We start from the raw sequence: 22348 nt of genomic DNA, 5'->3' as shown, positions 1-22348 counted from the left end.
GAACCCACCGAGAGTAGCCCACGCAAAGCGGGGGAGCTAGTAGGAATCCCCGTCCTTTAGGGCGGGGAGGATGTCAACCGCATACTCAAACGGTGAGTTATCTTCTAATAATTGAACGTTGTTCGCTATATTAGCAATATTGGCTTTCGCTTCTTTTAACTGGGCTACATTCACTGCATCTGTATCAGCCTCACCTGCTGCAACATTGGTGATCTTTTTATTGTTCATGTTGATACCATCTTTATTGATGGTTGGTCCACCATTACTGATATTAAGACTATCCGCAGTGATATTCGTAAACGTTGGAGCGTCTTTGAAACCAACAACAATTTCTGAGCCGTTGGATTTCACTTTTATGTTTGTACCTTTGTAATCAGTATCTACATCTCCACCGGTAAATTTAATGGTTTCACCTAATTTTGTCTTAACCGGATTTGTATTATCCTCGCCCACAAAAGTAATCGGATTGCTTTGAATGTAGTTATAAACGGTTGCTCCCGTTACCGTATTGGTATCGCCGGCAGCGACATTACCGCTACCTATGCTGTCAATTTTATCGTTAGTAGCTGCATCAAGCCCTACCGTATAAGCAAGAATGCCGCTCGCATCTTCAGTGCCACCGGTTACGCTGACTTTTGTACCGGCATTTAAAGTTGTTTTTGTTGCACCAACGGTGTAAATTGCTTGGCCATTTGCGCCATCTGCTTTGCTTACTGTAGCTTGTTTTTCAGCTTTAACTTCCGTTTTAGCGGCTTTGATTGCCTCATCAATTGTATTTTTACCTGTGCCGCCAATATTACTCATGGTTAATGTACCAAGCGTATTGCCTGACTTCTCAACAGCAGCATTACCACCCAACACATTCGTCACTAAGGTATCACCTAAATAAGATAAACCACGATTAGTCATGAATAATTGCGAACCATTAATTGCATCAGTGCTATCAGATGATACTTTACCTGCTGCCACATTCACCAATTGACGTTCTGCACCGGCTTTACCGATACTCACAACACCATTTGCAGTGGAACCTTGCGCTGCAAAGTTACCATAAGTAAAGCCGTTTACGATGCCGGTTGTTTCTGCGGTTGCTGCACGTGTTTCGGATAATGCACCTAATGCAACAGAATTATCCTGATGTGCTTTTGATTCACGACCAATTGCAATGGAATCTGTTGTTGTCACATTAACATTATGACCTAATGCAATACTATTATCGCCTGAGGCTGTTGTTGCTTGACTTCTATCAAGGTATGAGGTTGCGCCTGAGCCTTCACCACCGGTACCAATTGCAATTGCGTTTTTACCGGTTGAGGTTGCAATACGACCAATGGCAATCGCACCATCGGTTGATGCATAGGATGCCGCACCTAATGCCATGGCATTGCCACCTGTTGCAGATGCTTGACGCATTAAAGCAAATGAATTGTTGCCTTGTGCGGAGGCTGCAGGTCCCATTGCTACCGCACCATTACCGGTTGCGGTTGTGTAAGAACCAATCGCCACAGCCAAGGAGTTTTGATTATTTGCACCAACTTTTTCACCGGCGTGTGAATATGCCCCCATTGCGACCGAACCGCCAAACGCATAGGACTCATATCCCAACGCCATGGAAGGTGCTGCCCGTGCAATAAATTCATTATTATCATAGGCGCCCAAGGAATATCCCCAAAGAGGGTCTACATCAATATTGGTTAATCGGCCTGTAATATCTCTCCAGTCCATATTGCCGGGAGTGCGGTAGTGGAATAACGTTACTCTTTTTGTTCTTTCTGTTGCCTTAGCATTATTTCCAATAGCAATTAAATCACGACTAATACTTGTCCCTTCGCCATAAGCACTTGCACCTTGCCCAATGACAATGCCGGTATCTGTTGTAATGTTTGTAATGGCATTGCTGTTATTTTGTTCAACTACTGCAGCGTTTGCATTTGTTGCCAATAAACCAAACAAAATTGATGTGCTTAATAAAGAATAGGTTGGCATTGAAGAAGATTCAGCCTTTGCTGACGGTGAGTGAGAAGAAGATTTAGCTTTCCCTTTGGCTAATTCAGATGTAACGACAAACAATTGTGTCGCCTGATTCCAGATAATTTTGAAAATGTTATTCATAAAAAAGCTCTTAAATAAAAAAGAATTGACATAAAAATACCTTCACAAAGATTTAGCTATGTGAAGGTATTCTCCATTAGGCGGCGCACATTCTATGGATTGTTTGCTAATCAGTCAAACCGCCCCCCTCGTATATTGAATTTATTGTCAAATTTTCCACAAAGGTTTTATTTACAATTTTTATTACGTTATTTTTTATTTAAAAACAATACATTAAGATACAAACCCCAAGCGAATAGCTATCGACCACATAAAAGTGCGGTGGATTTTGGCGGCAAATTTGCATTTGTTTAATGAAACAAAGTTAACCGGTATTTTGGTGTAAATCAGAGGGGGGATGTACAGCCATAATGCGTGTTTTCTGATGTCGGCTATAAGAATGAATAGTATTTAAGCGTTACAGCATAGGTTGAAAAGTACGCGTTATCACCGCTAAAAACTTACAGAACTTTACCGCGCCATTACACTTCTTTACTGTAATTTATCTTTTTTTCATCCAATATAACCAACTGAATTTATTCACAACCTAAAGGACCTTTATATTATGAAAAAAACACTTTTAGCCCTTGCGCTAAGTTTACCAATAATTGGCACCAACGCTTTTGCAAGCAATAATGACCCTTATGACTTTAATGATGAGTTTAAAGGCTGGTTTATTGGGGGTGAGGTAAATACAGCACGTTACAATGACTTAAAAATTAATAACCATTATATAAATATACCAAAAACCTCAAGAGGCGCAGGGTTCAGCATAATTGGCGGTTTTGGTTTTTCTTTCGGTACTAGTAATTTTATCGGACATCTCCAAGAACGTATTGGCTTTGGTAATGCTTCACTTGAAGGCTATGGAGAAAAACTTAAAGAACAATTTTCATCCAGTATTTCTTACCTACAAGGCTATAAAATCACCGATACTATCATGCCTTATGCTAAAGTCAGCTATGATTTCGTTTATTTTGATACAAATGAAAAATATATCTCCAGTGGATTTGGGCATGGTGTAGGCTTTGGTGGTGGCGTCAAATTTGCTTTATCTGAGCATTTAGAGCTTGGTGTAGAATATACCCGTATGAATTTAGAAGGACACGATGATATTAAATTAAAAGGCGATAACATCGCGCTAAATTTAGGTTATCGTTTCTAACTTTCCCCTTAACACCAGCGCGTATTTCTTAACGCGCTCTAAAAAACCAAAGAAATCTAAGCGTTATAGCGTACGCAGGGAAGCGTGCGCTATCAGCTCCACACGATTGATATTCACAACCTCATCACAATTCCTATCCCCTATCAAGCACACGATATTTCCCGTCCCCCTACCAGACTCTTGACAAAGTTCACAAATAATGCTTTAACGATAAAGCAACACAACATCATATACATAATTATTCTATTAACTTTAAAATCAGGAGGTGCTCAATGAGTGTCGATAATTATCCTACGCCCCACAGACGCGGAATGCTTATTCTGGCTGTCGATTTCGTCATTTTCTTCTTATTGCTCAAGTTCTTACCCTTTTCCGCCAATGAAAATCGAGGTTTGGCGCTGTTGGTTTTCGTCGGCGTACTCTGGCTGACTGAAGCCTTTAACATCACGATTACGGCATTAATGGTACCGATTTTTGCCGTATTGCTTGGTGTGTCCAACACTCAGCAGGCCTTTGCGCCCTTTTCTAACCCGATAATTTTTATGTTCTTGGGGGGATTCGTTATTGCGGCGGTACTCTCAATTCAAAAAATCGATTTATGGATTGCTCAGCACATCATCCGTTTAGCCAAAGGGAGGCTAAAAACCACAATAATCTATTTATTCGGCGCTACTGCGGCATTGTCCATGTTTATCAATAATGTTGCTGTAACGGCGATGATGCTACCGTTGGCAATCGGGATTTTAAGCAAAATCGAAATTACCAAAAACAGAAGACTTTATGCTTTTGTTTTACTGGGGATCGCTTACAGCGCCAGTATCGGAGGAATTGGCACATTAGTCGGCAGTACGCCTAACGCGTTACTGGCCTCATTAACCAATATCAGTTTCGTGGATTTTCTGCCTTACGGTATGCCGGTGATGTTATTGCTGTTTCCGACATGTATTCTTGCCATGGCGGTAGTATTACGTCCGAATTTCAATGTAGATTTTGCCGTGGAAATGGAAGAGATTCCAATGACGCGCCCACGTAAAATTACGCTGGCAATTTTTGCCTTATTCGCCTTTATGCTGATTTTTAGCAAATTGGTGGAACCGCTAATCAGTGGGTTAATGGGGATTCCGACGATTAAAAATTTTGACAGTTTAACCTCGATGTTCATCGTGGTATTAATCTGTGTCTCCGGCGTCGCCCATTGGAAACAAATTCAACAAGAAACGGAATGGGGCATTTTATTGCTATTCGGCGGCGGGTTGGTATTAAGTAATTTATTACAAAGCACCGGCGCAAGTAAAATTCTAGCTGACGGGATTATGGCGATTGCCGACGGGCAGCACTTGCTCGTTGTGACATTAATCTTAGCCGCGTTTATCGTCTTCCTCACGGAGTTCACCTCAAATACGGCAAGTGCGGCGCTCTTGATGCCGATTTTTATTTCCGTCGCTACGTCACTAAATTTATCCACAGTCGGATTAGCCGAAATTATCGCTGCCGGTGCCTCCTGTGCCTTTATGTTGCCGATTGCCACACCACCGAACGCAATGGTATTTGCCACCGGCCATATTCGTCAGAGCGAAATGGCGAAAATCGGGTTCTATATGAATATCGGTGCGATTTTGATTATTGGCGGACTGGCGTATTTTTTCTGGATTTAATCTACACGCTAAAGAATACGCCGTTGATGGTTCAAGCATCTACGCTTGGACCGAATTACTCTATCAGAATTGGAAGATAACGATGGCGCGCGTTTCCTAACGCGTGCCCTTTTTCATCCCAAAGTGCGGTCATTTTTCCCCTCGTTTTTTCAACTCATTTCTTCAACATTTTTAGCCAATCAAAAAATGCAAAAAGCCAAAAGCCTAGCAAACAGAAAAATCCCAACGGCAACGTCGCCAAACCGAGCCAACCAAGCGCGGTAGCAGAACTGTTGGCTTCGTTTAGAGCGCTCAAAGGCACGCCGCGTTGTAAAGCTTCAAAATATGCCCAAATAAGCATCACAATAAAAGGTGAGAACGCGGAAATAACAATGACAACACTAACTAAAATAAACTGTTTGAGACGCATGGCATGACCTTGTAGTCGGTTTTAGAGATTGTATTATACCCATAAAAAAGCCCCTCCAAACGGAAAGGCTTTTATTTTCAATCAAGCAAATTATTTTTTCTTCGCTTTTGGATTTGGTAAGTCGGTGACGGAACCTTCGAACACTTCGGCGGCTAAACCGACAGATTCGTGTAAGGTTGGGTGGGCGTGAATGGTTAATGCAATATCCTCCGCATCACAACCCATTTCGATGGCAAGACCGATTTCGCCTAACAATTCACCGGCGTTGGTACCGACAATAGCGCCGCCTAATACACGATGTGTGTCTTTATCGAAAATCAGTTTAGTCATACCGTCTGCACAGTCGGAAGCAATTGCACGACCGGACGCTGCCCATGGGAAATTCGCCACTTCGTAGTTTAAGCCTTCGGCTTTACATTCTTTCTCGGTTTTACCAACCCATGCCACTTCAGGCTCGGTGTAAGCGATGGATGGAATCACTTTCGGGTCGAAATAGTGCTTTTTGCCTGCGATAACTTCAGCGGCAACGTGACCTTCATGCACACCTTTATGCGCCAACATCGGTTGACCCACAATGTCACCGATAGCGAAAATGTGGGACACATTGGTACGCATTTGTTTGTCGGTACGAATGAACCCGCGCTCATCCACGTTCACGCCGGCTTTTTCCGCGTCAATCAGTTTACCGTTCGGCGTACGACCGATTGCCACTAATACGGCATCATAACGGTTGGTGATGTTGCCCGCTTTGCCTTCCATCGAAACGTAAATGCCATCTTCTTTGGCTTCCACTGCGGTCACTTTGGTTTCAAGCATTAAGTTGAATTTTTGCTCAATACGTTTGGTGAAGATTTTCACGATGTCTTTATCTGCCGCAGGAATCACTTGGTCGAACATTTCTACCACGTCAACTTTTGAACCTAAAGCTTCATATACAGTACCCATTTCCAAACCGATGATACCGCCGCCCATGATGAGCAAATCTTTCGGCACTTCACGCAAGGCAAGGGCATCGGTAGAATCCCAAACGCGCGGATCATGATGTGGAATGAACAGCAATTCAATCGGACGGGAACCCGCTGCGATAATGGCGTTATCAAATTTCACGCTGGTGACGTTGCCGTCTTTATCGGTCACAGCTAAGGTGTGAGAATCGGCAAATTTGGCTTCGCCTTGTACCACTTGTACTTTACGCATTTTCGCCATGTTCGCCAAACCGCCGGTTAAACGGGAAACCACGCCTTCTTTGCCGGCACGGATTTTGTCTAAGTCGATAGTCGGATCGGCAAAGGCCACACCGTGATGTTCAACGTGTCTGGCTTCTTCAATGATTTTTGCAACGTGCAATAAGGCTTTGGACGGGATACAACCCACGTTTAAGCACACACCGCCAAGGGTGGAATAACGTTCTACAATGACGGTTTCTAAGCCTAAGTCGGCACAACGGAAAGCGGCGGAATAACCGGCAGGACCTGCACCAAGTACAACCACTTGGGTTTTAATTTCTTTACTCATTTTTACCTCGTAAAAACGTTGAAATTTCTGACCGCACTTTTTAGCGGTCAGTGTCAATGTAACAACGCCCCTCAAGCAATACAAACGCAAGGGGCGTGACAAATTACATAATTAAGCGACGTAAGTCGGCTAACACGGAACCGATGTAGCTGATGAAGCGTGCACCGTCCGCACCGTCGATCACGCGGTGGTCAAAGGACAAGGAAATCGGCAGAATCAGGCGCGGAGCGAATTCTTTGCCGTTCCAAACCGGTTCCATCGAGGATTTAGACACTCCCAAAATCGCCACTTCCGGCGCATTCACGATTGGCGCAAAGTGTGTTGTGCCAATGCCGCCGAGGCTGGAAATGGTGAAGCAGCCGCCTTGCATATCCGCTGCGGTTAATTTACCGTCACGGGCTTTTTTGGATACTTCCATTAATTCGCGGGAAAGCTCGATAATGCCTTTTTTGTTCACGTCTTTAAATACCGGAACCACCAAGCCGTTTGGCGTATCAACCGCCACGCCGATGTTGATGTATTTTTTCAGAATCAAACGTTGTGCGTCTTCAGTGATGGAGCTGTTAAAACGCGGGAAGGCTTCCAACGCTTTGGCAACCGCTTTCATAATGAAGACCACAGGGGTAATTTTCACGCCGAGCTTTTGTTTTTCCGCCAAGGCGTTTTGTTCTTTACGGAAAGCTTCCAAGTCGGTGATATCCGCTTTGTCGAAGTGGGTAACATGCGGGATCATGACCCAGTTACGGTGTAAGTTCGCACCGGAAATCTTGTTGATACGGCTTAATTCCACTTCTTCGATTTCGCCGAATTTGCTGAAATCCACTTTCGGCCATGGTAACAAGCCTAAACCTGCGCCATTTGCCGCACCTGTTGCCGCCGCGCCGCTTTCTAAGGCTTTCACTGCGGCTTTCACATAAGCTTGAATGTCTTCTTTTAAGATACGACCTTTACGACCGGTACCTTTTACTTTATCCAAGTTCACACCGAATTCACGTGCTAAACGACGAATTACCGGTGTTGCATGAGCATAGCTTTTCGCGCTTTCAACATCCGCTTGAGAAGAAGATGCCGCCGGTGCGGAAGCTTGTGCTGCCGGAGCCACCGGTGCAGCTTGCGGAGCCGGCGCTTGTGCGGTTGGCGCCGGTGTTGCGGCAGGTGCTGCACCCGCAACTTCAAAGCGCATAATTAAAGAACCGGTAGACACTTTATCACCGGATTTCACTAAGATTTCTTTCACTACGCCGGCAAACGGTGCAGGCACTTCCATAGAAGCTTTGTCGCCTTCCACGGTGATTAAAGATTGTTCTTCGGTAACGCTATCGCCTACTTTCACCATGATTTCGGTCACATTCACTTCGTCACCGCCGATGTCAGGCACGTTCACATCTTTCACGCCACCCACAACAGGTGCCGCAGCTGCTACTGCCGGCGCAGAAGCCGTCGGTGCAGTTGCCGGTGCGCTACCTGCCGTTTCAAAGCGCATGATTAATGTGCCGGTGGACACTTTATCACCCGCTTTAATGAGGATTTCTTTTACGATGCCCGCAACCGGAGCCGGTACTTCCATAGAGGCTTTATCGCCTTCTACGTTAATGATGGATTGGTCCACTTCAACGCGATCGCCTACTTTCACCATAATGTCGGTCACATTCACTTCGTCACCGCCGATGTCAGGCACGTTGACATCAACAACCTGTGCAGCGACCGGAGCGACTTGAGGTGCCGGGACTGCAGCTTGCGGAGCTTGTGCAGGAGTAGCATCCGCGCTATCCAACACTAACATCGGTGTACCTGTTGACACTTTATCGCCCACTTTTACTAAAATTTCTTTTACCACACCTGCTTCCGGTGCCGGCACTTCCATAGAAGCTTTATCGCCTTCCACATTGATAATGGATTGATCCGCCGCAATGGTATCTCCAACTTTTACCATCACCTCGGTCACGGTAACTTCATCGCTGCCGATATCCGGGATTTGAATTTGTTTAGCCATTTTCTTTTTTACCTTTAAAAAACGTTTGTAAAACCGACCGCACTTTTATATTCGAGATAAAAAGTGCGGTGGCTTTTTCCTGAATTTTTACGCGTATAGCGGATTCAGTCTTTCTGTATCCAAACCGTACTTGGCGATTGCTTCCGCAACGACTTTCTTCTCTACGGTGCCCTCTTCCGCCAACACATTTAATGCTGCCACAACAACATAATGTGCGTTTACTTCAAAGTGTTCGCGTAAGTTTTCACGGCTGTCAGAACGACCGAAACCATCGGTACCCAATACATGATAGTGTTTCGCCGGCACATAAGCGCGGATTTGTTCTGCAAAGAGTTTCATGTAGTCCGTTGCCGCCACTGCCGGTTTGTCGTTCATTACTTGCGCGACATACGGCACGCGTGGGGTTTCGGTTGGGTGTAACATATTCCAACGTACCGCGTCGGCACCTTCGCGGGCTGCTTCGGTGAAGGAAGGCGCACTATACACATCGGAAGTGATGCCATAATCATTTGCCAAGATTTGAGCCGCTTCACGCACATGACGTAAAATCGCACCGGAGCCCAGTAATTGCACTGTGCCCTTACCTTTGCCTGCAACGGTTTCAAATTTATACAAACCTTTACGAATCCCTTCTTCTGCGCCTTTTGGCATTGCAGGTTGGTCATAGATTTCGTTTAAGGTGGTGATGTAATAGAACACATCTTCCTGTTTTTCGCCGTACATACGGTGAATACCGTCTTGTAAAATCACCGCCACTTCAAAGGCAAATGCCGGATCGTAAGAAATACAGTTCGGAATGGTCAAAGATTGAATATGGCTGTGGCCATCTTCGTGTTGTAAGCCTTCACCGTTCAATGTGGTACGACCGGAAGTACCGCCCACCATGAAGCCGCGCGCCAATTGGTCGCCCGCCGCCCATAGCAAGTCGCCGACACGTTGGAAACCGAACATGGAGTAGTAAATAAAGAACGGAATCATCGGTACGTTGCTGACGGAATAAGACGTCGCCGCCGCTAACCAAGAAGAGGTCGCACCTAATTCATTGATACCTTCCTGCAATACCTGACCATCTTTCGCTTCGCGATAGTAAGCCACTAAATCGCGGTCGGAAGGCACATAATTTTGACCGTGCGGGTTATAAATACCGACTTGACGGAACAAGCCTTCCATACCGAAAGTGCGCGCTTCGTCGGCGATAATCGGAACGATATTTTTACCGATATTTTTATCTTTCAATAAGGTATTTAAGAAACGTACGAACGCCATGGTGGTGGAAATCGGACGCGGTTGTGCTTCCAGCAACGGTGCAAATTCAGCAAGCTCCGGCACTTTAAATTCTACGTCGAATTTCGGTTTACGTGCCGGTAAATAACCTTGTAAGGCTTGACGGTGTTGGTGTAAATAGTTGTATTCTTCGGAACCCTCAGGGAAAGTCATGTACGGAAGATTATCCAAATCTTCGTCTTTCACCGGAATGTGGAAATAATCACGGAAGGCTTTAAGACTTTCGTGGGACATTTTTTTAGATTGGTGCGCCACGTTTTTACTTTCCGCTTCGGCAATCTTATAGCCTTTTACGGAATGCACTAAAATCACGACAGGCTTACCTGCGGTTTGTGCTTTCTTAAATGCCGCATAGATTTTTTGTGAATCATGACCACCGCGTCTTAACGCCCAGATTTCATCATCAGTCATGTCCGCCACTAAAGCGGCAGTTTCAGGATAACGACCGAAGAAATGTTCGCGTACATAAGCACCGTCTTTGGATTTGAAAGTGAGGTAGTCGCCATCAACCACATCCATCATTAATTGAGTCAATTTGCCTGTGGTGTCTTTCGCGAATAATTTATCCCAGCCGCTGCCCCACATCACTTTGATCACTTCCCAGCCTGCGCCAACGAACAAACCTTCTAATTCCTGAACGATTTTACCGTTACCATTTACCGGGCCGTCTAAACGTTGTAAGTTACAAGAAATCACAAAAATCAGATTGTCCAAGTGCTCACGTGCAGCGAAAGTTAATCCGCCTTTGGATTCAATTTCATCCATTTCGCCGTCGCCCAAGAAAGCATACACTTTTTGATCCGCCGTATCTTTCAAGCCGCGATTTTGTAAGTATTTTAAGAAGCGGGCTTGATAAATGGCGTTAACCGGACCTAAGCCCATGGAAACCGTTGAGAATTGCCAGAAGTCAGGCATTAATTTCGGATGCGGATAAGAAGATAAACCCTTGCCGTGCACTTCTTGACGGAAGTTGTCTAATTGATCTTCGGTTAAGCGACCTTCTAAGAACGCACGAGCGTACATACCCGGTGCGGCGTGCCCTTGGAAGAACACCAAATCACCACCGTTTTTCTCCGTTGCCGCTTTAAAGAAATGGTTAAAACCGACTTCATAAACGCTTGCCGCAGATTGGAAAGTGGCTAAGTGGCCGCCCAAATCGAGATCTTTTTTCTGACCGCGCAATACCATCATAATGGCATTCCAGCGGATATAAGAACGAATTCGACGCTCGATTTCCGGATTTCCCGGATACGCCGGTTGCTCGGAAACCGGAATCGTGTTCACATAATCTGTGGTAATTCCCGTCGGTAAAGAAACACCGCCAATACGAGCCTGCTGCATCACTTGATCAATAATGAACTGTGCACGCTCAACACCTTCTTCACGAATTAACGAATCAATTGCTGCCAACCAATCGTTAGTTTCGATCGGATCTACGTCATTTTTTAATAATTCTGACATAGTTTTTTCCTTATCTTTGTTAAGTTAGAAGTACGTTTAACCTACTTTTGGTAGAAATTAAACAACGAATTGATAACTAAAATACGTTTAATCTGCCAAAATCCTGTTCAATTTTTGTATAAAAATAAACATTACAAATTTTTAACAAATAATGTAAATCTTATTAGATTTTTTGAAAAAATGATAGTGATTTTTCATGCTACGCCTGAAAATATTCAGCTTGCCGCGCATTTTTAAATAATCACAAATTGGTATGATTTGCCGAATTAATCAAAAAAATGACCGCACTTTTCCCCGATATAGATTTTCGTGTTTTTTATCCAATGCCAAATGCACGTAACATATTGCATATAAATACAAATTAACCTACCATTACGCTCAACTATTCTATGTTGGAGAAAAAAATGCAAAACGAACTTATTTGTTACAAAAAAATGCCTGTTTGGACGAAAGATTCCTTACCGAAAATGTTTCAGGAAAAGCACAACACCAAAGCAGGCACCTGGGGAAAAATCACCGTTTTAAAAGGTCAGCTTAAATTCTATGTGCTCACAGAAGAGGGCGATGTGGTTAGCGAACATATTTTCACCTCGCAGGATGAAACACCTTTCGTTGAACCACAACTTTGGCATCGCGTCGAAGCTCTTTCCGATGATTTGGAATGCTTCCTTGAATTTTATTGCACCAAAGAGGACTACTTCAGTAAGAAATACAATATGACCGCCACCCACGGCGATGTGGTGGATGCTGCAAAAATCATCAAACCGTGCAAAGTGCTGGATTTAGGCTGCGGACAAGGACGTAATTCACTCTATTTAAGTTTACTCGGCTATGACGTCACCTCTTGGGATCACAATGAAAACAGTCTCATGTTTTTAAATGAAACCAAAGAAAAAGAAAATCTGAAAATTCAGACCGCACTTTACAACATTAACAACGCCAACATCCAAGAAAACTACGATTTCATCGTTTCTACCGTGGTCTTCATGTTCTTAGATCGCACCCGTGTACCGGCAATCATTGAAAATATGCAAAGCCACACCAACCCGGGCGGTTATAATCTCATTGTTGCGGCGATGTCCACGCCGGAAGTACCGTGTCCACTCCCCTTCTCTTTCACTTTCGCCGAAAACGAATTGAAAAATTATTATAAAGACTGGGAGTTTCTGGAATACAACGAGAACATGGGCGAACTGCACAAAACCGACGAAAACGGCAACCGTTACAAAATGAAATTTGTGACAATGTTGGCAAGAAAGAAATAATTTGCTGATTTAGAAAAGAAAACGACCGCACTTTGTGACGTAAAAGTGCGGTCGTTCTTTTTGGTGTTTTTTAATAACTACTCTTCAATAGAACGTAATAATTCGTTGATGCCGACTTTACCCAAGGTTTTTGCATCCACTTTTTTCACGATCACTGCGCAATAAAGGCTGTATTTGCCGTCTTTGCTCGGTAGGCTGCCGGAAACCACCACGGAACCTGCCGGGACGCGTCCGTAGTAAACTTCACCTGTTTCACGATCGTAGATTTTGGTAGATTGACCGATGAATACGCCCATGGAAATTACACAGCCGTCTTCTACGATCACGCCTTCTACCACTTCGGAACGGGCACCGATAAAACAGTTATCACCGATGATGGTTGGGTTAGCTTGCAACGGTTCCAATACGCCGCCGATGCCTACGCCGCCGGATAAGTGCACGTTTTTACCGATTTGCGCACAAGAACCTACAGTTGCCCAAGTATCCACCATAGTGCCTTCGCCAACATAAGCGCCGATGTTCACATAAGAGGGCATGAGTACGCAGTTTTTGGAAATGTATGCACCTTTACGCACGGTCGCAGACGGCACAACACGGAAACCTTCTTGTTGGAAACGTTCTTCGGTGTAATCAGCGAATTTTAATGGTACTTTGTCGTAATATTTGGTTTCTGCCCCATCAACAAGTTGGTTATCGTTGATGCGGAAGGATAACAAGACCGCTTTTTTCAACCATTGGTGAGTGACCCACTCGCTATCGATTTTTTCGGCAACACGGTATTTACCGCTATCTAATCCCTCAATCACTTCTTCGATGGCGGCACGGGTTTGTGCATCCAGGGTTTTTGGTGTGATTTCAGCACGTTTTTCAAAGGCGTTTTCAATGATTTGTTGTAAGTTTGACATTTTGCTTCCTATATCAATGTTAATAAAAGGGGTTATTCGGCGACAAACGACACAACTTGCCGTTGCCTGATTTCATGTAACGAAAAAATATGTTTCGGTTACAACGTCTGTAATCTGACATGATCAAACAATTTTTTCACTGCGTTATTGTCGTGCATACGTTCTGCCCGTTCCACGCTTTCACGGGTTAAGTGCGGTGAGAAATAATTGATAAAATCGTACATATAATTGCGCAAAAAAGCACCATGTTTAAAGGCAATTTGCGTCATGCTGGCACGGAACAAATGATCCGCTTTCAACGCCACCAGATCGATGTCTGCCGGGGTATGCGCCATGGATGCCATAATCCCCACGCCCAAACCTAAACGTACATAGGTTTTAATGACATCGGCATCGGTAGCTGTAAATACGATATTCGGCAGAATACCGGCGCTATTAAAGGCATAATCCAAATCGGAAACACCAGTGAACCCGAAGGTATAAGTGACTAAAGGATATTTACCCAATTCTTCAATGGTCAGAAGATCGCATTGGGCTAAAGGATGTTCCGGCTTCACAATCACCGAACGGTTCCACATATAACATGGCAATAACACCACACCGTCGAATAAATATTGCGCCTCAGTGGTAATTGCCAAGTCCACTTCGCCGGACAATAAGGCATCATAAATTTGTGTTGGGGAACCTTGATGAATATGCAAACTCACATCGGGATAACGTTTGGAAAAACGATCCACCACATGAGGCAACATATAACGGGCTTGTGTATTCGTGGTAGCAATGCGCAACACCCCGTGATCCGGTTTGGTATATTCGTCGGACACAGAACGAATTGCCTGCATTTTCACCATCAGTTCACGAGAAATGGCGACGACTTTTTTACCGGCAGGCGTTAAGCCTTTAATGTGTTTGCCGTTACGATCAAAAATCTCCAAACCGAGCTCATTTTCCAATAAACGCACCTGTTTACTGATCCCCGGTTGAGAGGTGTATAACGCATGGGCGGCTTCCGTGACATTATAATTTTGATTGACAATCTCAACCACGTAACGAAGTTGCTGAAATTTCATAAGTTCCTCTTTTATCTATAGCTATTCTTGCTATTTCTTGTAACGTTTACTCAATTCCGAGTAACGTTTTACGGCTTTACGAATTTGACCGACTTTCGGTTTATGGCGTGTTTTATCAGCACTCAATTTGGTTTCAGTTTCCGGTGGTAACCCAACCAAATCACGCAAATAATTCACATCCGCCAATTCCATCTCCTGCCAACCGCCGCGCGGCAAGGTTTTCATCAATTTAATATTGCCATAACGAATACGAATCAAACGACTGACCTGAATACCTTGGGATTCCCATAAACGACGCACTTCGCGGTTGCGCCCTTCCATTAAGGTGACATCGAACCATTGGTTCATACCTACGCCACCGCCAAACTTAATCTCTTTGAAATTCGCCGGACCGTCTTCCAATTGCACGCCTTTCTTCAAGCGTGCCAACATAGCTTCGTCCACCTGCCCGAACACGCGTACGGAATATTCCCGCTCCACTTCACGGCTTGGGTGCATTAAACGATTGGCAAGTTCACCGTCGGTGGTAAATAACAATAAACCGGAAGTGTTAATATCCAAACGCCCTACTGCAATCCAGCGGGCGCCGGTTAAACGCGGCAGGCGATCGAATACGGTGGCGCGTCCTTCCGGATCATGACGGGTACAAAGCTCCCCTTCCGGTTTGTAATACATCAACACGCGACAAACTTCCTTCTGCGCTTGGGTAAGATTAATCAAATGCCCGTCGATACGCACTTTTACGCCCGAATGCACGTTAATCCGATCACCTAATGTTGCGATTTTGCCGTCTACACTCACACGATTTTCCGCAATGATCGCCTCAATTTCACGGCGGGAACCTTGCCCTGCGCGGGCTAACACTTTTTGTAATTTTTCGCCCTCTGCGGCCGGTGTTTTGCTTATGTTGCTGTTCGGACGGGCTTTTGGCATCGTATTTTTATCTCTATTCTGCGAAAAGTGCGGTCGATTTTGCGTGCGCTTTGTTGTTGTGGCTTTCATAAATCCTCGTGTCGCTTTCCCAAGCGTCTGCTGTTAATCGTAAATACTGCTAAGTTAAATAAATGGTGTGATGGCGCCGCTGCCTTCGCGCAAAATCACCGGCGTGTCTTCGGTTAAATCCACCACCGTAGTCGGTTCTTGCCCTAAGTAGCCACCGTGAATAATCAAATCCACCTGATGCTCCAAACGATCACGAATTTCTTCCGGATCCGACTGGGTCAGATGTTCTTCGTTCGGCAACATTAAGGAACAGGACAAAATCGGCTCGCCAAGGGCTTTCAATAAATCTAAGGTGATTTGATTATCCGGCACGCGAATACCGATAGTTTTACGTTTGGAGGTCATTAAACGACGTGGCAGTTCTTTGGTCGCCGTTAAAATAAAGGTGTAACGACCGGGCGTGTTATTTTTAATTAAACGATACGCGGAATTGGTCACTAACGAATAGGTGGATAATTCCGATAAATCACTGCACACCAACGTAAAATTGTGTCCTTCGGGTAACTGGCGAATTTGCACGATGCGATCCATCGCGTGCTTATCGCCAATCATACAACCCAAGGCATAACCGGAATCGGTGGGATACACAATCACCCCGCCGTTGCGCAAAATTTCTACCGCCTGATTAATCAGACGAACTTGCGGATTTTCCGGATGGATATAAAAAAATTGACTCATTTGCTTACTCTCCGAGTAAATAGACGCGTTATTATACACACTTAATTCTGCGTGAGATAACTGTTTGTTTAGGATTTACTAAACATTTCTCGAGTCGTTGGCTTGTTGTAGCAACTGGCGGCTTTCTTGTAAAAATTGCTCGGAATAGTCGCCGAACCAGTCACGAATTTGATTAAATTGATCGATAAAGCCTTGGCGATCGTGATTTTTGAAAAAGGCGAATCCCGTTTCATAACTGTTTTTAAGGTGCTCGATAACCGCCAGATTTTCCGGTTTGTCGGCGATAATGTCCGCATACAACGCCGCATCCTGCGCAAATAAACGCCCGACCATGGCAAGTTCCAAGCGATAAATCGGTGAAGATAACGCTAATAATTTTTCCAAATCCACCGGCTGTTGCGACAAATACAAGCCGTACACAAAAGTAGAAAAGTGGCGCAACGCTTGAATATAGGTCATGTGATAATCATGCTCGGCGGCATCCACCTGATAGATTTTCGCTCCCCAGATTTGAATTTGTTGCAACAGCCATTGATAGCGTTCGTTAAAACGCCCGTTACAACAAACTACCACCTGTTTTGCCATGCTTGCCACGTCCGGTCCGAACATCGGATGCAAACCGACAACCGCGCCGTTATGCACCTCCAGCATTTTTTCCAACGGCGCACGCTTCACGGAAGTCAAATCCGCCAGCAACATATTTTCCGTAAGATATGGTTTCAGTTGTTCAATGACGTCTAATGTATTAGCGATGGGCACGGACACGATCACCACGTCGGCGTCATGTAAAAGACTGTCCGCTCGCGCCCAATCTTCTTGCTCCAGACATTCGACGGAATAGCCGGAACCTTCTAAATAACGGCGGAACAAGCTACCGAGCTTGCCTCGTCCGCCCACAATGACGATTTTGCGAATCTGCGGATTCACGGTCTTAAAGCCGAATTGATTTTCGCTCACATAGGATTCGCGCATAATGCGGCGCAACACGTCTTCAATCAGATTCGGCGAAAGCCCTATTTGCTCGGCGGCCTCACGCTTGCGTTGCAACATTTCCGCTTCCCGTTGCGGCACATAAATAGGCAGTCCGTGCTGTTGTTTCACTTCCCCGACCTTATGCACCACCTGCTGCCGTTTCGCCAATAGTTGCAACAATTCCTGATCCAGCGCATCAATCTGCGCTCTCAATTCCGCCAAGCGTTCCATGTTATCCTCATTTAAAAAACGTTTTAAAAACCGACCGCACTTTACTGCACTTTGCCGCAGGTTAAACAGTATAAATACTGCCCTTTCGGATCGTTAAAGGTGTTTAACTTGCCAAGTTGTTTTTTCATTTGCGTAAATGCTTTTGGTAAGCCGACGGTTTCTGCCATCAAGCCGGCAGCCCAAGCCTTGCTGTCACCTTTGAAATCGCGCATGGCTTTCTTAAGCAACGAACCGTCATCTTCTTCCAGCCACTCCACGGAGAAAGTATCTTCGTCGATCTTGTCTTTTTCTTCCCGTTTTTCGTTAACCAATTCCATGGCTTTTCCCACGGCGGTGTCTAAGTTACCCAACTCATCCACCAATTTATGTTCAAGGGCTTCGGAACCCAACCAAACCTGACCTTGGGCGATATTGTCCACTTGCGCTTTGGTTAAGCGGCGCCCTTCGCTGACTTTGCTTAAAAACTCGTCATAACCGTGTTCGATTTCCAACTGTAACACGTCGCTTAATTCGGAAGACAACGGCGAAAGCGAGGAGCCAAATGCCAAATCGGAGGTTTTCACGCCGTCGGTAGAGACGCCGATTTTCTTGATGGTTTTCTCAAATGTCGGTAAAACGCCGAAAATGCCGATAGAACCCGTGATTGTATTTCTATCCGCCACAATATAATCGGCAGTGGAGGAAATCCAATAGCCGCCGGAAGCCGCTGCCCCGCCCATAGAAACCACCACCGGCTTGCCCGCGCGTTGTAAATGGGCGAGTTCCTGACGAATGATTTCCGAAGCAAAGGCACTGCCGCCCGGGCTGTTAACGCGCAAAACAACGGCTTTTATTTTATCTTCATCATAAGCCTGACGTAGCAACCCGGCGATAGTATCGCCGCCGACGTTTTCGTCATCGCTTTCACCGTCGATAATCGCACCTTCCACGTTGACGACAGCAATTTTATTCACCGTATCTCCCTTCATGCGATCAGGCAATGAGGCGAGGTAAGTATCGTAATCCACCATTTTCGGTTGCTTATCTTCGTTTGCCCCAAAAAGTGCGGTCAGTTTTTTATCTAAATCTAATCGATCCATCACGCCTGTCACCAACTTACGTTGTTTCACATAAGCGGTGCTGTCGCCTTTCAACGCCTTTAATTCGGTTAAATACGTCTGTGCATTCGGTGCAATAGCCTCTTCTTTTATATTACGGTTGTCCGCCACAGTTTGTTTATAGTTATCCCACATCATATTCAACCAACGGCGCAAATTGGCTTTGGCTTCGTCGGACATATCGTTACGCAAGAACGGCTCAACAGCGGCTTTATAAGTGCCTACGCGGAAAACGTGCGGATTCACTTCCAGGCTATCCAGCATCTCTTTGTAATACTGGTTTTCTTGTACCAAGCCCTCAATCGACACCGAACCAATAGGATTCATGTAAATTTCATCGGCATAGCTAGCTAAGAAATATTGTGCCTGATTGTAATTATCGGCATAGGCGATCACCTGTTTGCCGCTGCTTTTGAAACTCTCAATGGCAGTGCCCACATATTCTAAGGAAGGCAAATCGCCGCCTTGGAAGAAATTCAAATCCAGCACCAAACCGCGCACATTGTCATCCATTTCCGCCGCATTAATGGCATAGACCACATCAAAGGTGGAATATTGCTGCGGGATATGTTGATTATCCAATTCCTTCAGAAGATTTTTCACACCGCTCTGATTATCGCGGTTGTCCGCCAAATAGCCATCCAGATTCAAATATAATGCGCCTTGGTCGCCTTTTAGCACGACATCCTTCTCTGTGCCAAGAACGAAAGAAAGAACCGTCAACATGACTAACACAAAAACCAAGAAAACCAAATTCATGACCACATCACGAATAAAATTCAGTGCGCGCCAGGCGAATTTAATAATAGAAAAGATAAATTTCATATAACCTCGGAAAATCAACAAAATGGCGTCTAAAATACCACAATCCGCCAACACAATAAACCTGTGAATTCAAGAAACTATGCTATAATCCACCGCACTTTTTGACATAAAGGACAAATAAATGGACGCATTACGATTACTCACCGAACGCAGTTCGGAAAAAAAACTTAACGCCCCCGCCCCGAATCAAGAACAACTTGATCTCATCTTTCAAGCGGCATTACGTGCGCCGGATCACGGCAGATTACAACCTTATCGTTTCATCGTCATTGAAAAAGAAAAAATGCAGGATTTCAGTGAATTATTAAAAGATGCCGTGCAGGAATTCGGGCTGGGTGAAGAACGTTTGAAAAAAGCGGAAAATCTGGCAACCCGCGCGCCAATGATCATCGGCGTGGTGGCAAAATTGAATCCGAGCATTAAAAAAGTGCCGGAATGGGAACAATTGCTTTGCGCAGGTTGTGCCACTTACGCTATTCAACTGGCGTCCAACGCATTAGGCTTTCAAAACGTTTGGCTTAGCGGTCCTTGGCTGGACGGCGCGGCATTGCGTGAAGCCTTTCAATGTGCCGCTCAAGATAAAATCATCGGCTTCGTGATGATCGGTTCCGCCGAGGAAAAATTGGAGCGGGAGAAAAAAACCGTCAATTACAATGAACTGGTGAGTTATTTTTAACCTGTTTTTACACTTCGCCACATTCAGCCCCTTTGGGGCTGTTTTCATTTTTACACATCACCACAAAAGTGCGGTCCTTTTTCAAAGCATTTTCTATCCCTTTATTTTTATTGAGATTTATTCTCATTGTCAGATATAAATACCCCATAATTAGTAGAATTTTTCGTGCAGATCAAAAAAAGCAAAAGTAATAAAAACTTTCTTTTGCTCCACTAAAACAAACGTTTTACTATCCACCCCGACAAACCCTACTCATAAAGTAGGATTTCGTTCCTAACGACTTTTTACTTTGACTACTCTACTTTTTCAAAAGGACTTTATTATGTATTGCGTACAATGTGAACAAACTATGCGCACACCTGTGGGAAACGGTTGTAGCTACTCGCAAGGTATGTGCGGCAAAACTGCCGAAACTTCCGATTTACAAGATTTATTGGTTGCTACACTACAAAGCCTCTCCGCGTGGGCAATTCAAGCGCGTGATTTAGCCATTATCGACAACGACATCGATGCCTTCACGGCACAAGCTTTCTTCTCTACCTTAACTAACGTCAACTTCGATTCCCAACGTATCGTGGAATATGCACAACAAGCGATTCGCTACCGCGATGATTTAATCAAACGTTGCCGCGCGGTGAACCCAAGCATCGACGTTAATCACCCGTTAGCCCATTTGCAACTTGAAGGCAACACCATTGCCGATTTAACCAAACAAGCCGCCGATTTCGCGCTCAACAGCGACCGCGCAGACATCGGCGATGAAGTCCACGGCGTGCGTATGCTTTGCTTATACGGCTTGAAAGGCGCGGCGGCTTATATGGAACACGCCCATGTATTAGGCAAGTTTGACAATGAAGTGTATCGCCAATTCCACGAATTTATGGCGTGGTTAGGTACGCACCCAAGCGACTTAAACGAGCTTTTAGAAAAAGCCCTTGGCATCGGTAATATGAACTTCCAAGTGATGAGCTTGTTGGATGCGGGCGAAACGGAAGCATTCGGCAATCCTGTGCCGGCAACCGTTAATGTGAAACCGGTAGCAGGCAAATGTATTTTAATTTCCGGTCATGATTTAAAAGACTTAAAAGCCCTTCTTGAACAAACCGAAGGCACCGGCGTGAACGTTTATACTCACGGTGAAATGTTGCCTGCGCACGGCTATCCGGAATTGAAAAAATACAAACATTTAGTGGGTAACTACGGCAGCGGCTGGCAAAATCAACAAAAAGAATTTGCCAAATTCCCGGGACCGGTGATCATGACGTCTAACTGTATCATCGACCCGAACGTGGGCAACTACGCTGATCGTATCTACACCCGCAGCATCGTCGGCTGGCCGGGCGTGACACATATCGAAGATCGCGATTTCAGCCAAGTGATTGCCAAAGCGCAAGAAATGGCAGGCTTCCCGTATGATGAGATAGAACATCAAATCACCGTCGGTTTTGGTCGCCAAACGTTATTAGATGCGTCTGACGCAGTGATCAACCTCGTTGCCGGTGGTAAATTACGCCATGTGTTCTTAGTGGGCGGTTGCGACGGTAGCAAAGGCGAACGTAGCTACTACACCGATTTCGCCCGCCAAGTGCCGGAAGATTGCGCGATTTTAACTTTGGGTTGCGGTAAATATCGCTTCAACAAATTAGACTTCGGCGCCATTGAAGGTTTGCCACGCTTATTGGATGTGGGTCAATGTAACGACGCTTACTCCGCCATTATGCTTGCGGTGAACCTTTCCCAAAAACTCGGCATCGGCGTGAATGAATTACCGTTGACGTTAGTGCTTTCTTGGTTTGAACAAAAAGCCATCGTGATTTTACTCACCTTGCTCGCCTTAGGCGTGAAAAATATCTACACCGGCCCGACTGCGCCTGCTTTCTTGAACGATAACGTGATGGCGTTATTGAACGAAAAATTCGGCTTACGCGGATTAACTACGCCGGAACAAGATATGGCGGAAGCCTTGGCGAAATAGGGGTTAGACGCTAAAGTGCGGTTGCTTTTTATCTTGTTTTGTAGGGGCGGGTCCTGTGCCCGCCCACTTTCCCGTTGAA

At 45.1% G+C, this 22348-nt stretch carries 16 protein-coding genes; 5 read left to right on the top strand and 11 right to left on the bottom strand.

Translation table 11 applies throughout. The annotated features are described in order from the left end of the window. Positions 1 to 36: 36 nt before the first annotated feature. Positions 37 to 2112 (bottom strand): ESPR-type extended signal peptide-containing protein, encoded by a 2076-nt coding sequence (locus DK430_RS09065; RefSeq protein WP_109078742.1) that lies wholly within the window; start codon positions 2110 to 2112, stop codon positions 37 to 39. Between the two features lie 544 nt (positions 2113 to 2656). Between DK430_RS09065 and DK430_RS09060 the strand changes: the two genes are divergently transcribed. Both DK430_RS09060 and DK430_RS09055 read left to right on the top strand, forming a co-directional pair. Further along, a complete protein-coding gene (locus DK430_RS09060) occupies positions 2657 to 3256 on the top strand; it encodes an outer membrane beta-barrel protein (protein WP_109078741.1) in 600 nt (199 codons plus the stop codon). A gap of 272 nt (positions 3257 to 3528) precedes the next feature. Beyond that, positions 3529 to 4911 carry an SLC13 family permease gene (locus DK430_RS09055; protein ID WP_239496807.1) on the top strand — a complete coding sequence of 461 codons (1383 nt, stop codon included), beginning with the start codon at positions 3529 to 3531 and terminating at the stop codon, positions 4909 to 4911. A gap of 154 nt (positions 4912 to 5065) precedes the next feature. On the opposite strand, the gene DK430_RS09050 is transcribed toward DK430_RS09055, so the two are convergent. The 4 genes from DK430_RS09050 to aceE form a co-directional block, all read right to left on the bottom strand. Further along, complete coding sequence (locus DK430_RS09050; protein ID WP_109078740.1) at positions 5066 to 5320, bottom strand: hypothetical protein; 255 nt, start codon at positions 5318 to 5320, stop codon at positions 5066 to 5068. Positions 5321 to 5410: 90 nt separating this feature from the next. Next, on the bottom strand, positions 5411 to 6835 hold the full coding sequence (lpdA, locus tag DK430_RS09045; protein ID WP_109078739.1) for a dihydrolipoyl dehydrogenase: 1425 nt from the start codon (positions 6833 to 6835) through the stop codon (positions 5411 to 5413). Between the two features lie 103 nt (positions 6836 to 6938). Next, entirely contained in the window at positions 6939 to 8828 is a 1890-nt protein-coding gene (gene aceF, locus DK430_RS09040) for a pyruvate dehydrogenase complex dihydrolipoyllysine-residue acetyltransferase (protein ID WP_109078738.1), read from the bottom strand. Positions 8829 to 8915: 87 nt separating this feature from the next. After that, positions 8916 to 11573, bottom strand: coding sequence for a pyruvate dehydrogenase (acetyl-transferring), homodimeric type (gene aceE / locus DK430_RS09035; protein WP_109078737.1), 2658 nt, complete (start codon positions 11571 to 11573; stop codon positions 8916 to 8918). Positions 11574 to 11977: 404 nt separating this feature from the next. On the opposite strand from aceE, the gene tehB reads away from it, so the two are divergent. Continuing rightward, complete coding sequence (gene tehB / locus DK430_RS09030; RefSeq protein ID WP_109078736.1) at positions 11978 to 12838, top strand: SAM-dependent methyltransferase TehB; 861 nt, start codon at positions 11978 to 11980, stop codon at positions 12836 to 12838. Between the two features lie 77 nt (positions 12839 to 12915). Here the strand turns inward: tehB and dapD are convergent, their stop codons facing one another. The 6 genes from dapD to sppA all read right to left on the bottom strand — a co-directional run bounded on the left by dapD (position 12916) and on the right by sppA (position 19618). Continuing rightward, positions 12916 to 13743 carry a 2,3,4,5-tetrahydropyridine-2,6-dicarboxylate N-succinyltransferase gene (gene dapD / locus DK430_RS09025; RefSeq protein WP_109078735.1) on the bottom strand — a complete coding sequence of 276 codons (828 nt, stop codon included), beginning with the start codon at positions 13741 to 13743 and terminating at the stop codon, positions 12916 to 12918. Between the two features lie 98 nt (positions 13744 to 13841). Further along, a complete protein-coding gene (gene cysB / locus DK430_RS09020) occupies positions 13842 to 14813 on the bottom strand; it encodes an HTH-type transcriptional regulator CysB (protein WP_109078734.1) in 972 nt (323 codons plus the stop codon). A 30-nt stretch (positions 14814 to 14843) separates the two neighbouring features. Then, a complete protein-coding gene (gene rluB, locus DK430_RS09015; protein WP_109078733.1) occupies positions 14844 to 15815 on the bottom strand; it encodes a 23S rRNA pseudouridine(2605) synthase RluB in 972 nt (323 codons plus the stop codon). A 54-nt stretch (positions 15816 to 15869) separates the two neighbouring features. After that, positions 15870 to 16493 carry an L-threonylcarbamoyladenylate synthase gene (locus DK430_RS09010; protein ID WP_109078732.1) on the bottom strand — a complete coding sequence of 208 codons (624 nt, stop codon included), beginning with the start codon at positions 16491 to 16493 and terminating at the stop codon, positions 15870 to 15872. Positions 16494 to 16571: 78 nt separating this feature from the next. After that, positions 16572 to 17696, bottom strand: coding sequence for a bifunctional chorismate mutase/prephenate dehydrogenase (gene tyrA, locus DK430_RS09005; protein ID WP_109078731.1), 1125 nt, complete (start codon positions 17694 to 17696; stop codon positions 16572 to 16574). 41 nt (positions 17697 to 17737) lie between these two features. Continuing rightward, positions 17738 to 19618: a signal peptide peptidase SppA gene (gene sppA, locus DK430_RS09000; RefSeq protein WP_109078745.1), complete on the bottom strand. Its 1881-nt coding sequence runs from the start codon at positions 19616 to 19618 to the stop codon at positions 17738 to 17740. 121 nt (positions 19619 to 19739) lie between these two features. Here sppA and DK430_RS08995 point away from each other — a divergent pair, with 121 nt between their 5' ends. Further along, the gene (locus DK430_RS08995; RefSeq protein ID WP_109078730.1) at positions 19740 to 20294 is read left to right on the top strand and encodes an NAD(P)H nitroreductase; all 555 of its coding nucleotides are present in this window, start codon (positions 19740 to 19742) and stop codon (positions 20292 to 20294) included. A 322-nt stretch (positions 20295 to 20616) separates the two neighbouring features. Further along, on the top strand, positions 20617 to 22269 hold the full coding sequence (hcp, locus tag DK430_RS08990; protein ID WP_109078729.1) for a hydroxylamine reductase: 1653 nt from the start codon (positions 20617 to 20619) through the stop codon (positions 22267 to 22269). The last annotated feature ends 79 nt before the right edge of the window (positions 22270 to 22348 follow it).

It is taken from the genome of Aggregatibacter kilianii, assembly GCF_003129965.1.
GTDB classification, from domain to species: Bacteria; Pseudomonadota; Gammaproteobacteria; order Enterobacterales; family Pasteurellaceae; genus Aggregatibacter; species Aggregatibacter kilianii_A.
This window is presented reverse-complemented; position numbering and strand designations above follow the sequence as displayed.